This is a genomic window from Streptococcus pseudopneumoniae (assembly GCF_001068775.1).
GTDB lineage: Bacteria > Bacillota > Bacilli > Lactobacillales > Streptococcaceae > Streptococcus > Streptococcus pseudopneumoniae_N.
Genome location: NZ_JWAJ01000148.1, coordinates 25553 through 40927, shown reverse-complemented (window position 1 = coordinate 40927; position 15375 = coordinate 25553). Strand labels below are relative to the sequence as shown.

Annotated in this window: 9 protein-coding genes and 1 tRNA gene; 1 reads left to right on the top strand and 9 read right to left on the bottom strand. The window is 38.6% G+C overall.

Features of this window, described 5'->3' with window-relative positions:
• Positions 1-197 precede the first annotated feature (197 nt).
• The 7 genes from ADF68_RS09290 to ADF68_RS09260 form a co-directional block, all read right to left on the bottom strand.
• Positions 198-3848 (bottom strand): SIALI-17 repeat-containing surface protein, encoded by a 3651-nt coding sequence (locus tag ADF68_RS09290; RefSeq protein WP_049549564.1) that lies wholly within the window; start codon positions 3846-3848, stop codon positions 198-200.
• Between the two features lie 635 nt (positions 3849-4483).
• Complete coding sequence (locus tag ADF68_RS09285; protein ID WP_049549563.1) at positions 4484-5464, bottom strand: acetylxylan esterase; 981 nt, start codon at positions 5462-5464, stop codon at positions 4484-4486.
• Between the two features lie 443 nt (positions 5465-5907).
• A complete protein-coding gene (locus ADF68_RS09280; protein WP_001291283.1) occupies positions 5908-6834 on the bottom strand; it encodes an ATP-binding cassette domain-containing protein in 927 nt (308 codons plus the stop codon).
• A gap of 10 nt (positions 6835-6844) precedes the next feature.
• Positions 6845-7912 carry an ABC transporter ATP-binding protein gene (locus ADF68_RS09275; RefSeq protein WP_049549562.1) on the bottom strand — a complete coding sequence of 356 codons (1068 nt, stop codon included), beginning with the start codon at positions 7910-7912 and terminating at the stop codon, positions 6845-6847.
• A gap of 8 nt (positions 7913-7920) precedes the next feature.
• Positions 7921-8847, bottom strand: coding sequence for an oligopeptide ABC transporter permease OppC (oppC, locus tag ADF68_RS09270; protein WP_049549561.1), 927 nt, complete (start codon positions 8845-8847; stop codon positions 7921-7923).
• Positions 8847-10343, bottom strand: a complete 1497-nt coding sequence (locus ADF68_RS09265; protein ID WP_049502738.1) for an ABC transporter permease — start codon at positions 10341-10343, stop codon at positions 8847-8849. Before ADF68_RS09265 ends, oppC begins: the two co-directional genes overlap by 1 nt.
• Positions 10344-10408: 65 nt before the next feature.
• Positions 10409-12388 (bottom strand): peptide ABC transporter substrate-binding protein, encoded by a 1980-nt coding sequence (locus ADF68_RS09260; protein WP_049549560.1) that lies wholly within the window; start codon positions 12386-12388, stop codon positions 10409-10411.
• A 189-nt stretch (positions 12389-12577) separates the two neighbouring features.
• Here ADF68_RS09260 and ADF68_RS09255 point away from each other — a divergent pair.
• A tRNA-Cys gene (locus ADF68_RS09255) sits at positions 12578-12648 on the top strand.
• An 84-nt stretch (positions 12649-12732) separates the two neighbouring features.
• Here ADF68_RS09255 and ADF68_RS09250 read toward each other — a convergent pair.
• Complete coding sequence (locus ADF68_RS09250) at positions 12733-14064, bottom strand: hemolysin family protein (protein ID WP_049549559.1); 1332 nt, start codon at positions 14062-14064, stop codon at positions 12733-12735.
• A gap of 346 nt (positions 14065-14410) precedes the next feature.
• Positions 14411-15241, bottom strand: coding sequence for a DNA/RNA non-specific endonuclease (locus ADF68_RS09245; protein ID WP_049549558.1), 831 nt, complete (start codon positions 15239-15241; stop codon positions 14411-14413).
• Between the last annotated feature and the right edge of the window lie 134 nt (positions 15242-15375).

Below are 15375 nucleotides of genomic sequence, written 5' to 3'. Positions count from 1 at the left end.
ATTGCCAAGTTGTAGTACTTTTTTCGAGGCTCTTTTGTCTTGCTCTTGTTTCAATTAACTATATTACTCAAAATTACGAATCTTATTATAAACTTCTATATCAATAAAACCAGTCTAGAATTCCCATCTTTTTACAGGACTCCAGACTGGTTTATTTTAGATTAACATAGAAGTTCAAAGTGAGATTTCAGACAAAGTTAACTGTCTTTTTGTTTATAGGAAATCATTACTCCAAGGATCATTCCCACAAAACCAAGCAAAACTGTTGTTATTGATTTATTCTCACCTGTATTTGGTAACTTAGACTGTTCGTTATTACTTACTTTATTCTCTAATCGATTAGATTCAGAGTTTTCATTTGTAGATAACAATTTAGATGACAGTGAAACTTCTTCAGCCTTGTTATCTTCTGTAGGATTTTTAAATAGTGGATTGTCAATGAAGTATCGGAAAGTCATCGCATAAATACTAGAATTATTAGTCTCAAAAATAATCTTTCCATCTTTTTGTTCGAATTCAATAGTGTGTAGTTTTCCTTCTGGATCCACAGCATAAACATTCTCAACGGACTGATCTGTAGCAAAAGTAACAAGGACTTTTCCTTCAGGTTTAACATATCTGCCATTTACATCCTTCAATTTGATATCAAATGCTTTGTAGTTTAATGAACTTAAATCACTAAATTGAACTTCTTGAATTTGAATACCTATCACATTTTTCAATACTTCTTCTGAAGCTTGAATTTGAATACTTCCTGTTTCATTTTTTAAAATACGTTGTGAACTAGCAATTCCTATGATAACGTGCTTAGTTTCTGCTTCATCCTTACTGTCTTTATTATTTACTTGTTTATCAGTAGATTTCACTACTGAACTTCCTTCTCCTGCTGTAGATAATACTTCTGTATAATTTTCTACATCATACACAACACTAGTTACTGCATTCACTCCACCTGTGAAGTCTGGAAGGTGATGAATCTCAGCATCCGCACCATTCACGCCACCTTTAAACTCTGGCTTAGCTACTGTAGGAGCTGGAGAATTACCTAATGTAGATAGGAAGCCTCTGTACTCTGGAACTTCTATAACAAGTGAGTCGCCTCCATTCACGCCACCTTTAAACTCTGGCTTAGCTACTGTAGGAGCTGGAGAATCTCCTAATGTGGATAGAACACCGCTATACTCTGGAACTTCTGTAACAAGTGATTCGCCTCCATTCACTCCGCCTTTAAAGTCATGCTGTTCAACTGTTGGGGCCGATTCTTCTCCTGAGGTTGATAATACACCCGTATACTCTGGGATTTCCAGTATAGGAGATTCAGTGAAAGGAACTCCACCTGTATAGTCTGAAATATGATGGACCTCAGCATCCGCACCATTAACTCCGCCTGTAAAATCTGGTTTATCTACTATAGGGGCTGGAGTGTCTCCTAATGTGGAGAGAACACCGCTATACTCTGGAACTTCTGTAACAAGTGATTCGCCTCCGTTAACTCCGTCTGTAAAGTCATGCTGTTCAACTGTTGGGGCCGATTCTTCTCCTGAGGTTGATAATACACCCGTATACTCTGGGATTTCCAGTATAGGAGATTCAGTGAAAGGAACTCCACCTTTAAACTCTGGCTTATCTACTGTAGGAGCTGCAAAGTCACCAGATGTACCTAAAATACCAGAATCTTCTTTTCCACTATCTTTTTTTGGATCTAATTTCCCAGCTAAATCCTTATCCGAATCCTTCTTAGAAGGTTCCACTTTTTTATCTTCCACATAGACAGGATCTTTTGGTTGACCCTCAATATAAGAACGAACCCAATCCAGCTGCTCTTTTGATAAAACCAAACCACCACTACGGCTTCCTACAACACCATTTTGGTGAACTCCAATTAAAGCACCTTTATCATTATAAAGACCACCACCAGACGCTCCAGGTTTCGTACCTCCATAGCTAATTCCCTCTATTCCAGAACCGAAGTCTGTAGTTCCTACTACTTTGCTATCTAAAACTGGACTTAGCTTGTTATCTGGAAAACCATAGACCGAAACCGAATCCCCCTCTGCAACTTTCGAAGATTGTTTTACAACCTCTACAGGAGCTACTCCTTTTACTGCTTCTTTTAACCGAACCAAAGCTAAGTCATTTTTAAATCCAAATACTGAATCTTTCTTATTCCAATAAACAATATCATCATCTGAAAAATTCACAGACTTACCATTCGGTAAAGTTGCTTTATACACTGTATTGGTGCGACCAGATTTAGTAACTACCTCAGAACCTTTAACTGTTAAAAAATTATGAGCTACTGTTAACACCAAATTGGGTGCAATTAAAGTACCTGACCCCGACCCATCTGGCGTTTGAATGTGCGTTGTAGCATAGAAATTCTCTGAACCATTCGGAGCTTGTAATACCTCTTTACTAGGAACAGGTAAGTTCGATTTACCACTCAAATCGACTTTACCAACTTCAGTTCTTGCAAAATCCGAAGAAGAGGTAGATGGAGGAGTTACCGAATCTACTACCGCTCTTATAATTGTATCTCCTAAAGCTAACTTACTGACATAGTCATCAGACCAACTAGTATCACTTGCTAGTTTGTTAATTGGCACTCTGTTATAGGATACCACTTTAGCTGTTGAGGACGTTGCTATTAACTGTTTGAAGTCTGGATTTTGTCTTAAATGAAAATTCAAGCCACTTCCAACAGGGCCTTCCTGAACAACCTTATCTGAAATCAAACGAGTTCCTTTAGTATCTTCTACTCGAAGTAGAACACGACCTTTTTCTTCACCTTTTACTAAAGTAGCTCGACCTTTTTCATCAAAACTATACAAAGCACCGTCAATCTCAGACTCTACATCTTTTAAAGCTATATGATTTTCATCATAGTAGTAACGGTTTGCACCATCTATATACCAACCCTTTATACCATATTTATCAATCATTGACTGAATCCAAGCTCTGTGCTTGTCCGTAAAGATAGTACCACCGCCAATACGCTCACTCTCAGGAGCGTTTGAAGTATTTGTTCCGTGCTGGTGGATACCGACTACCTCTCCCTTATCATTAAACAAAGGAGCACCTGAAAAACCTCCTAAAGCTGAGGAATGATAAGTGACTGCACCACTCTCTTTATTGATACTGCTCACAGTTGTTGAGACTGAATAAGCCTTACCGTCTTTCAAGCGAGCTTTATTTTCTTTACTTAAATTTGGAGTAGAAAAATCATTGGGATAGCCGACCATAGTGATTTTATCACCAGTAGAAACCTCTTTATGGCTCAATTCTCTTGGTGAATCTTCACCACCTGTCATAGCTTCTACAGGCTTTTTAGTTACCACTACTGCTAAATCATTGCTATAATCTTTCCCAAAATCTTTTCCGTTATACAAATGAATAGAGTCTTTTTCAAGAGTTTCCGATACACCAGAAGTAGGTACTTTATTACTTTTCTCCTTTTCCGAGTTCATTACAACATAACTACGAGCAGACTCCCCACCACGCAAGACCGCAGACTTATCCTCTTGGTTTTTATCATAGTAGTTATGAGCTACTGTCACCATCACATTCGGCGCTACGAATACACCACTGCCAGACGCAGTTTGTTTTCCACTTGTTCCGCTATCATAAGTGGTATAAGTCATAGCAACACCTTCTGCAGATTTACTATGAACATCCACATCGTGAATATCGCTACCACCTTGAATGACATCAGCATAAACAACCCCACCACCAATAACTGGTAACTCTGGTGTAGCTAAGCCAATCACTGCGGATAGTGTCAAACAACCAACCAAACCATAAGCTTTGGATTTACGAAATTTCCCTAAACCCTTTAAACATACAAACATACATTACCTCACTTTAACTTTCAAAGTTAATTTATCCAAGTATATTCTAAAAAATAAAATATTACAGTTTTCATTAGCATAACACTCTCTACTTTGATTCTTACAATAAAAATAGACATAGACTATTTTGCTACTTTACAAATGATATTTAAGTGCTGTATCTCCAAGAATATAGTTTTTTATAAGATATTATCCTAATCAGAAAAACTAAGTTATACATAAACTTATATATAAATGTTCATTTGTAGCGAAACTGTATATTTTCTTATAAATTATAACACATTTTACAGACGCTTTTCAATGTATTGAAATAGGTTCCACCACATTAGACATAAGAATGACAAAATCAAAGAAAAAATCGGTTTAAAAAACATGTTGGCTTCTTATGGATGACTTTAGTTACCATATCCTTTCTAATACAGGGAAAAACATTGGGGTATGATTCAGAAATAGCCATTCATCTATCATTTCCGCTTCAAAGCATTCGTATCATAGTTCATATTAAGGACTCTATCATTCTTTCCCTAAAATACAGTGATAGCTATAAGAGTTGCTGAATTTCAAAGTATATATGAACTAGAATATTTGCTGACTAGACTCTATACAAAAAGAGAGCTACTAGGCTCTCTCATTCATCACTTCACATATTTAAAAGGAATCTCACTACCACACAACCAATTGTAAACTTGATCATTGACATGAACATTCATGGCCTCATGAGCGTATTCAGGCATGATACGATAACTCTTTTCACAAGTCAGACGGTTGTAAATAGCAAACTGGGTGATTGGATAGCAGACATCATCATCAAGCCCAGTAATCATTCGAACTTCCCCCTTAATGCGATGGGCAAGATTTTTTACATCGATATAAGCGAGCGTCTCCATAATCTGCTCTTCTGTCTCATGGAATGGATCATGGAACTTAAAGTAACGAAAGAGCTCATCATAGGCTTCGCTGGTATTTCCAATCTCTAGCACTCGTCTAAAATCTGATAAGAATGGATAAATAGCAACTGTACGCTTGATACGTGGATTTAGCCCCGCAGCCACTAGAGCTAGTGCCCCTCCTTGAGAAGCTCCATAGCTTGCTAATTGCCTCTCATCCACTTGTGGAAAGCTAGCTACAATCTCAACTAATTGATAAATATCAAGATAAACATCCTTATAGAAAAGTTGCTCTTTTCCTTCAACAGCACCGCGGATGATTTGGCCCTTAACTGTATTTCCGAGAGGTGAGCGCAAGCCATCTTGTGAGTATCCAGATTGTCCACGAACATCCATCGATACGACACCATAACCAGCTACTGTAAAGGCTAGCATATCTGTCCAATCCCAGCAACGTCCCATATAGCCATGGAAGTGGAAAATGACAGGTACTTTCTTTTCTGATTTTGGTAAGACTATACGCGCATATACAAGGCCATCACGGGTAGCTTTAAAGCTTAACTCATAACACTTCACATTTGGAATATGAAAGTCTCGTTCCTCTAATTGATAGTCTGGTAACACTGACAATTCCTCAATCTCACCATCCCAAAAAGCGTCAAAGTCTTGCGGAACTTCATCTCTCCCTCTGTAAGTTTTCATTTCTTCTATTAGTGCTGGGTTTCTCATATAATTCTCCTTAATTTTTGTAATCGTTATCATAACTCTAGCACACAAAGTAAGGCAATGCAAGGTAGATTCTTAAATAGAAAGTGATTTTAATTTTGCAGCTTCAGCGAAGCTAGTCTGAAAGTAGTTTTATCCATTCCATTTTGTATTGATTCAATACACTTTCAAAGAAAACAGCTTCTTTGGTCTCTCATCCAATTGTCATTGAAGACTAGTCTTATACTCTTCGAAAATCAAATTCAAACTACGTCAGCTTTATCTGCAACCTCAAAGCCGTGCTTTGAGCAACCTGCGGCTGGCTTCCTAGTTTGCTCTTTGATTTTCATTGAGTATTAGCATGTTCTCGGGTATTTAGTTGTCTATCTTTAAACTAGTTTTTTTCAAAAATAAAAAAGTTTCATAATCTTAATAGAATTGTTCTACCAAGATTACAAAACTCTTTCTTATTTCAAATCTTTTTTATAGCGTTCCAACTCTGCTTGGTTTGCCCAAACATAGTGACCTGGACGAATTTCTACCATAGAAGGTTTATCAGTTTCATAGTCATGTTGATCTGGATCATAGACTTTCAAAACTTTTTTACGTTCCAAGATTGGGTCTGGAATAGGAACAGCTGATAGAAGTGCTTGCGTGTATGGATGAACTGGATTGTTAAACAATTCTTCAGTTTCAGCCACTTCAACAATAACACCCTTGTAAATCACCGCGATACGATCAGAAATGAAACGAACTACTGACAAATCGTGGGCGATAAAGAGATAAGTCAAGCCTAATTCCTTTTGGAATTTTTTGAGCAAGTTCAAGACTTGGGCACGTACAGAAACGTCCAAGGCTGAAATCGGCTCATCCGCAATAACGAAGTCAGGTTGCATAACCAAGGCACGGGCAATCCCGATACGTTGACGTTGTCCACCTGAGAACTCATGTGGGTAACGTGTCAAGTGTTCAGCCAAAAGTCCCACTTCACGAATGATATTTTGAACTTTTTCTTTTCTTTCTTCTTCATCTTTAAATAAATGGTGGTTATAAAGACCTTCAGAAATGATATAGTCAACTGTTGCACGTTCATTCAAACTTGCAGCAGGGTCTTGGAAAATCATTTGGATACGACGGATTAATTCCGAAGCTTGTTCACGTGATTTTTTACCATTGATTTTTTGACCTTCAAAGATGATATCACCTTTGCTGGTATCATTAAGACCGATAATAGCACGACCAATTGTTGTCTTACCACTACCAGACTCTCCAACAAGTGAGAAAGTTTCTCCTTTGTTGATAAAGAAGTTCGCATTTTTAACAGCGACAAACTTTTTGCTTCCTTCACCGAAGGAAATTTCTAAGTCTTTAATTTCTACTAATTTTTCAGACATTTCCTTCCTCCTAGCCCTCAAGATGTGTAAAGCCCATCTTTTCACGAATCTTGTCGTGTAAATCTGCAATCACCGATGGTTTTTCAACTTTTGGAGCTTGTTCATGAAGCAACCATGTCTTAGCCCAATGAGTATCAGATACTGCAAACTGAGGTGCTTTTTCCTCGAAGTCAATCTTCATAGCATAATCTGAACGAAGAGCAAAAGCATCTCCCTTCAATTCAGTATAAAGCGATGGAGGTGTTCCAGGGATTGAGTACAATTCACCTTTGTCATCCGCAAGTTGAGGCAAGCTTGACAAGAGGCTCCATGTATATGGATGACGTGGGTCGTAGAAGATTTCTTCAACAGTACCATACTCGACGATTTCACCAGCATACATAACTGCAACTTTATCAGCGATACTTGCTACGACACCTAGGTCGTGGGTGATAAAGATTGTTGTAAAGTGGTATTCGTGTTGAAGTGACTTCAACAAATCAATAATCTGTGCCTGAATGGTCACGTCAAGAGCTGTTGTCGGCTCATCACAGATAAGAATGTCTGGACGACAAGCAAGAGCAATCGCGATAACAATACGTTGACGCATTCCCCCAGAATATTGGAAAGGATACTCGTCAAAACGTTTCTCAGAATCTGGAATACCAACTTTATTCATATAGTCAATAGCCATCTCTTTAGCTTCTTGAGCAGTCTTACCTTGGTGTTTAACAATAACTTCTGTGATTTGACTTCCGATTGTCTTGATTGGGTCTAGACTGGTCATTGGATCTTGGAAGATAGTTGCAATCTTGGCACCACGAATACTTTCCCATTCTTTATGAGAAGATAAGGCTGTCAAATCTTGTCCACGGTAATTAATACTACCTTGTGCAATACGACCATTTTCTTCCAACATTCCTGTGAATGTTTTTGTCAAAACTGATTTACCTGAACCTGACTCCCCAACTAAAGCGAGAACCTCTCCCTCGATCAGATCGATGGAGACACCTCGAATAGCTGTCAAAATCTTGTCACGAACATCAAATTCCACGACAATATCTTGAGCAGTCAAAATTACATTCTTTTCTTTTGTCATTTCTACTCCTATCTATGTGTACGTGGATCACTAGCATCTGCTAGGTTTTGACCTACTACGAAAAGGGACAAGGATACCAAGACCAAAGTTGTCAATGGAATCCAGAAGAGGTATGCATTGGTTGTTACGTTCTGAGAATAATCTGAAATCAAACGTCCCAAACTTGGTACTGTGATTGGCAAGCCAAGTCCAAAGAATGATAGGAAAGCTTCATATGAGATAAAAGATGGAAGCATTTGCGACGTGCTCGTAACAATAACAGATACCAATTGGGGCATAATGTTTTTCATAATAATTTTGTAACTTGGTGTTCCCAAGGTACGTGAAGCAAGGTTGTACTCTAAATCACGGTAACGTAACATTTGGATACGAATTGAATGGGCAACACTAATCCAAGTGGTTACACTCATGGCAAAGATCAAATTCCAGAAACCTGCACCGATAGAGTAAGTCAAAACAATAACGATCAAAAGTGATGGGATATTGTTGATAACGTTGTAGACTTCCATCATGATACGGTCAACTGATTTTGAGATCCCCCAAATTCCACCAATAACAACACCGATAAAAAGGTTGACAAAGGTCGCAATGACAGAAATCAAGATAGAGTTACGAGCTCCAAACCAGACACCATCAAAGAGAGATTTACCATTACTGTCTGTTCCGAACCAATGCTCAGCATTTGGCTTAATGTAACGAGCGCTAAAATCATTTACCTTACTTACATCATTGAAGTCAAAATCAGAGAACATTGGGTAAATGAAACTCATCAAAACAACTGCAATCAAGATACCTAGCATGATTACTGTTGATTTCTTCTTCAAAAACTGTCTAAAGACAGAACCCCAGTATGAGTAGGCAGGAGCATCAATTGCTTCAGAGGCATAATCATCACGTTTTACAAACTGAAATTTTTCATTACTAATTGTAGACATTATTTGCCTCCTTTCTCTGTCAATTTAATACGTGGGTCAATAATGGTCATCCAAATATCTCCGATAAGGTTTGAGAAGATTGAAACACAAGTGAAGATAAAGACGAGACCAACTACCATATTATTGTTTGAAGCCTTTACAGAGTCGATCAACATTTTACCCATACCTGGGAAGGCGAAGACTGTTTCAGTAAGAGTTGCTCCACCAATAACACCAATGATAGAACCTGGGATACCAGAAACGAGTGGTACCATAGCATTTTTAAAGATGTGCTTATCAGAAATCTCTTTCTCAGATAAACCTTTAGCACGAGCAAAACGAACGAAATCTTGTGATTGCAAGTCAATCATATAACGGCGAATCCAAATTGCCATAGTAGGTGCTCCTAGCAAGCCCAGAATCACTGCAGGAAGGACATAAGAACGCCAATCACCAGCACCCAAGATTGGGAATGAGTCTGGGAAGCCGATTGAAGAACCAATCAAACGAATAATATAGACTAGGGCAATCGTTGGAAGAGCCAACAAGAAAGTTAGAGTCCCTGTAGCGAAACTATCGATCCAAGTGTTTTTGAAACGAGCCATTGCTGAACCAAGAGGAATCGCAATCGCATATGAAATCGCAAGACCAATCAAACCAGTGATAGCAGAACTTGCAATCATAGATGGGTACTGATAGTTGCTTTCAGTAGCTGTATATGGATCATCTTTACCGTAGTTGGCTACTTCACGAGCATCAGCTTGACTCGGAGATTTATAAGTTCTTGAGTAAATATTAACTGATGATGTTTTCTTACCAGTTGGGAATTGAACTTCAGAAGTCTTGGTTTGTCCTTGTCCTTGTGTAATAACTTGAAGAACAGGAGTATTGGCATAAGTTGGATAAGAATCTCCTAGATTCAAGTTGACAAAGTTTTGGTGAACAAATGGGAACTGACTATTGAAGTACAAGAGGTATTTGTGTTTAGTACCTGAACCCACAAGAGACCAACCGATAGCAGGGTCATTCTCAAAGCGCAAATAACGCTCTAAGTTTGGATTTTCTGGGTCTTGTATCTTGTTTGTATGGTCAATATCAAGCAAGTTTGCATAGAATTTGAACACACGCTCAAAAATAGGAATTTCACGTGTAGCGTAGAATTGACCGCTCTCTGTAAACTCACCTAAAGTCCAACCATTCCCGAGTTGTTGGATATATTTTTCATAGATTGCTTTATTTGTATCATTTGCATCTACTGTAACAGAAGAGTCAATGCTACTAGCTTTTTCCTGCAACTCTTTCGTATCGTAATATTCGATATAACCCATACGCTCAAAGACAGTATTTTCATAGTTATCTCGTTTATCAGCCGTTGTCGCAATTTTATTGTAGTTAGTATCTTGTTTGAAGATCAACTTCCGTGGAACCATCGTATAGATGATTGTGTAAATCAAGGTCGTTACTAAGAAAATAGAAACCAACGACCGCAAGATACGCATAAAAACATATTTTTTCATATTATTTCCTTTAAAATCCCAAAAGAACCTTCTCCTTTAGGAGAGAAAGTTCTGATGAGCATTATTTATTTCACATGACTCGCTAACTCTTTTTGAGCTTTTTCGTTTGATTCAGCTTTTTCTTTGAGCCATTTTTCACGAGCTTCTTTGTACTCTTTGGTTGTTACAGTGTTAGCTTGCAATTTAAGGTACTTGAAGTATACATCTGAACCTTTATCACCAGATTGAGTGTAAGAGGCTGAGAATGGTACTACACGAGAAATAACTGGTGCTGCTCCTGAAGATGACATAGCCGGAAGGAAGAGTGAGCTATCTGTCAACCAAGCTTGAGCTGCTGCATATTTCTCATAACGTTTGTTAAGATCACTTGTTTCACTAGCTGCATCATCAACTAATTTGTCGTAATCTTTCAAACCAACTTGAGCAACCGCTGGGTTTGATGGATTGTCATAGCCCATGTAGGTCTTAGTTGTTTCACTATTAGTTGATTTCAAGATATCAAGGTAAGTCGATGGATCATCATAGTCTGGATTCCATCCAACAGCACCTGAAAGGTCCCAATCTTCTGCTGCCGCACTAGCAGCGTAGTATGTGATATTATGTAATTCATCCGTAGTGATTTGTTGGATATCGATAACTACATTATCTGTACCCAAAGCGGTCTCAACAGATTGTTTAAATGATTGGATACGAGCGATATAGTTTTTAGATGTTTGGTCAACTGGAATATCCAAGTGGATTGGGAATTTCACACCATCTGCTTCAAGGTCTTTTTTAGCTTTAGCTAGTTCTGCTTTAGCTTTATCAGCATTGTAAAGTCCATCTTGAGCATCCGCAAAGTTTACATCTTTCCACTCATCACCATAAGAAACAACTTTCTCAGTAACCAAGTCACCAAATGTTTTTTCACCTGCTGAAACAAATTCTGGTTTTACGAAGAGGTTACGGACAGCAAGGGCTGCTCCATCCTTACCATTTAGCTGAGCTGAATAAGCAGTACGATCAAAAGCAAAGTTCAAAGCTTGACGGAAATCTTTGTTGAGAAGGGCTTTCTTAGTAGATGTTTTTTCTTCGTCAGTTGTTTTTGAAGTGTACTTATAGCTTTGACGATCAATGTTAATACCTAAACCAGCAATACCTGCTCCCTGTGGGTTATAGTAAATATTGTCTTTATATGTTTCTGCTACCTTAGAATAGTTTGAGCTAGTAGGGAAGAGACGGGCATAACTGTATGCACCATTTGTAAAGTTACGCTCAAGTGACTCTTGGTCTGAACCATCATAATAAGAAAGTGTTACAGTATCGATGTGAACATTACCTTTATCCCAATACTGTTCATTCTTCGCAAATTCGATAGAAGACTTAGCCGTCAACCCTTTAAGCAAGAAAGGTCCATTGTAAAGCAATGATGTTGGGTCTGTTGCCTTACCAAAGTCTTTACCTTTTGATTTTTCAAACTCTGCGTTCAAAGGCCAGAAGATTGCGTAAGACAATTTAGAGTTCCAGTATGGTTCTGGTTGGTTCAAAGTGTATTGAAGAGTGTAATCATCAACAGCTTTTACACCTACAGCAGAGAAGTCTGTATTGTTCCCTGATACATAGTCAGCCAATCCTTTAACAGAATTTTGTGCTAGGTAAAGAGCGGCTGATTTATTGTCGGCTGCGTGTTTCAAACCTGTAACAAAGTCATTTGCAGTTACTTCCGCATATTCTTCACCATCAGATGTGAGCCATTTTACACCTTTACGAATCTTATAAGTGTATGTCAATCCATCTTGAGATACTGACCAGTCTTCAGCGACTGCAGGAGTAAGGTTTCCATACTTGTCATTTGTAAAGAGTCCGTCAATACCATTTGAAGTGGCAACTTTTGTACTTTGTTTCCCAGAGATAAGGTAGTCCAATGTTTCTGGGTCAGCAGTATAAGTATAACCATAGGCTTTTGGCGCTTCAGCATTTGATGATTTTGAAGAGCCACAAGCTGCGAGAACGCCTGTTGCGAGTAGTGCAACCCCTGCTACTGCAAGAATCCGACTTTTTTTCATGTTTAGTTAACTCCTCTATTAAAATTAATGAGATACTGTTAATTATACCACACTCCCTTTCAAAAGTAAACGAATTTTCAGAATATTTTGTCGCATACCTTTTGAAAGCAGAAAAGCAGGAAAACTTACATTTTCAGAAAAGAAACTATTGACGAGATTTAATTTAAAAGGTATAATAATAAAAGTTAAGGCGGTATAGCCAAGTGGTAAGGCACGGCTCTGCAAAAGCTTGATCGTCGGTTCAAATCCGTCTACCGCCTCTATGATTCAGAAGACTCCAGTTGGAGTCTTTTTTTACAAAATGGAGAAGCTTTACTGGCCGAGGACTAGTAAAGCTTCTTTTGTTAATCAGTTTCTTCTTCCAGCTCAATTTCTGTGATTTGAACCTTCAACTTGGTCACACGGCCATTTTTGACTTTGTCATTAGTCAATGTAATGTGTTTGTTGGCACTTTCCAATTCATAGCTAAGCTTTTCAGTTGTTGGAATAGTCCCTACACCCGTCAAATAATAACCAGCGATTGTATCTACATCATCACTTTCAAGTTCAACATCGAAATAACTATTGAAGTCGTTCAAGTTCATCGTACCTTGAACAATGTAGGTATTCTCACCAATAGTATGAACGTAAACCTCAGCACGGTCAGTTTCGTCGTCAATCTCTCCGACAATCTCCTCAAGGAGATCTTCTAGTGTAACTAGACCAGCCATACCACCATACTCATCCAAAAGGATTGCCATCTGTCTTTGAGTATTTCTGAACTCTTTTAATAAATCATCCACAAAAATCGTTTCAGGTACAAAGAGTGGATCTTGCAAGATTCGCTTCCAGACGATATTGTCAAACCCGCTGACAAAGGCTTCTTTAAGGAGGCTCTTGGTGTGAACCAAACCAATGACATTATCCTTGTCTCCATCATAAACAGGAATACGAGAAAAGTTCTGTTTCAAGATACTTTGGATAATGGTTTGAGTATCATCCTGAATATCTACCATGAAAGCATCGGTTCGAGGAACCATGACTTCACGTGCCATGAGTTCGTCGAGTGAGAAAATCCCCTGCAACATTTCAATTTCATCTGCATCCAAGGTTTCTTCACTCTTAGACAACATGTACTCAATCTCATCACGAGTCATTTTTTCATCTGCATCGTCAAATGTCATCGGTGTCAATTGACTCAAGAGATTAGTTGATGCTGAGAGCATCCAAACGAAGGGACTCACAATCTTACCAAGTCCAATAATAAATGGTACTGTTCGGATGGCCAAGGCATCCTTAAGATTTAGAGCAATTCGCTTAGGATAAAGCTCCCCAAAAACAATAGAAATATAGGTCAAGAAAGCTAGTGACAAGAAGCTAGCTACCGCATAGGAAGTTTCGCTATTTCCCATCCAAGAGGCGATCAACTCTCCAAGTGAATCTGCTAGTTTAGCCCCTGACAAAATCGTAATTAAGGTGATACCAACTTGAATGGTTGATAAAAAGTGATTGGGGTTTTCAAGTACCTTTAGTAAACGGATATAGCGTTTATCTCCCTCTTCAGCTTTTTGCTCAACACGTGAACGACTAAGTGAAACCATGGCCATTTCTGTTGCAGAGAAAAAGGCATTTAAAAAGGTCAAAACAACTAATAAAACAAATTGCAGTAACAAATCCTGACTGCTCGGGTCTTCCATTTTCCTTCTCCTAAAAAGTATAATTGAAACCATTATACCATATTTTCCAATTTCTACACATTAATTTTCAATTTCTATGATAAAGGGTCGCTGAATAGAGTGCTGCAATCCAAGTCTCGACGCCCTAGTTCAAGCCTTGTGAATCTTCAAAAAAGCTCTTTATACTAATTTAAACTGCGTCAACGTCGCCTTGCCGTACTCAAGTACAGCCTGCAGCTAGTTTCCTAGTTTGCTCTTTGATTTTCATTGAGTATTAAAATCAAAAGAGCAAAAAACAAGCAAGCCTGTCAATAGTTCATGACTAATAAAAAACGAGGTTGGGATTTTTCCTCAACCTCTTGATCAATTAGTTATTTTTTGTGACTGTGACCTCACCTGTTCGGTAATCTAACTGAATTCCCTTTTGGATATTTGGAATTACGACATTAAACTCCAATTCTCCATCAGAGGACTTAGCTTCAATCTGAGATGCAGACGGCACCAAATCTTCCTCAGTAGCATAGAGTAATGTCACGCGGTAACGAACTCGTTTGTTTTGATCTAGAGCTTTTCGAACCAAGCTCTCATAGTAGTTTTGGCCTGTCGAATCTTCGGCACGCGCTTGGTTGGCCCAAGCTGTCTGTACGGCAATGTTTTTAGGATTGCTAGTAGAAGCATCAAAGCCATCTAAACCACCGATTAAGGCATAGCCCAACAAATGCCCTCTATCGACCGCATGGTTGTAACTTCCCTTTAGATTCTTAACCTGATGCCAACCCGCAGGCGTCCAAGATGTTGAACCATTGCCAGTTTCTTCACGGTCCTTGTACTGTCTGGTCGCTTTTGACATGATTGCATTCGCTACTGTGGGAACTGTCTCTCCTCCTACAGTCTTTGTTTTATTATCCGCATAGGGTTTACTTGAAACCTTGGCGTCTAGATTGGTTTTATTGTTATTGACGATAAAGGCTCCTGCGCTATTCCACTCTAGAGTACCCTTAATTTGTTTTTTAACTGAATCTGTTAGGACACTTTCAGCCAGTTCTTGACTTGGAGTATCAGACGACTGTGATTTTTGTTTTGCTTGTGTTTGTGGTGCAGTGTTGGAAGACTGCATTTGTTTGATATAGTAGCTTCCTGCTGACAAGAGCAAAAAGAGCAAGAGACCAATTAGGGCCTGCCTTGTTTTTTTATTCATATTTTCTCCTTGTACTCTTCGAAAATCTCTTCAAACCACATCAGCTTCACCTTGCCGTATATGTGTTACTGACTTCGTCAGTTCTATCCACAACCTCAAAACTGTGTTTTGAGCAACCTGCGGATCTCTTCCTA

Excerpts from the sequence above, each read along its gene's own strand:
- ADF68_RS09290 (WP_049549564.1), bottom strand. The coding sequence starts at position 3,848 with ATGTTTGTATGTTTAAAGGGTTTAGGGAAATTTCGTAAATCCAAAGCT.
- ADF68_RS09285 (WP_049549563.1), bottom strand. The coding sequence starts at position 5,464 with ATGAGAAACCCAGCACTAATAGAAGAAATGAAAACTTACAGAGGGAGA.
- ADF68_RS09280 (WP_001291283.1), bottom strand. The coding sequence starts at position 6,834 with ATGTCTGAAAAATTAGTAGAAATTAAAGACTTAGAAATTTCCTTCGGT.
- ADF68_RS09275 (WP_049549562.1), bottom strand. The coding sequence starts at position 7,912 with ATGACAAAAGAAAAGAATGTAATTTTGACTGCTCAAGATATTGTCGTG.
- oppC (WP_049549561.1), bottom strand. The coding sequence starts at position 8,847 with ATGTCTACAATTAGTAATGAAAAATTTCAGTTTGTAAAACGTGATGAT.
- ADF68_RS09265 (WP_049502738.1), bottom strand. The coding sequence starts at position 10,343 with ATGAAAAAATATGTTTTTATGCGTATCTTGCGGTCGTTGGTTTCTATT.
- ADF68_RS09260 (WP_049549560.1), bottom strand. The coding sequence starts at position 12,388 with ATGAAAAAAAGTCGGATTCTTGCAGTAGCAGGGGTTGCACTACTCGCA.
- ADF68_RS09250 (WP_049549559.1), bottom strand. The coding sequence starts at position 14,064 with ATGGAAGACCCGAGCAGTCAGGATTTGTTACTGCAATTTGTTTTATTA.
- ADF68_RS09245 (WP_049549558.1), bottom strand. The coding sequence starts at position 15,241 with ATGAATAAAAAAACAAGGCAGGCCCTAATTGGTCTCTTGCTCTTTTTG.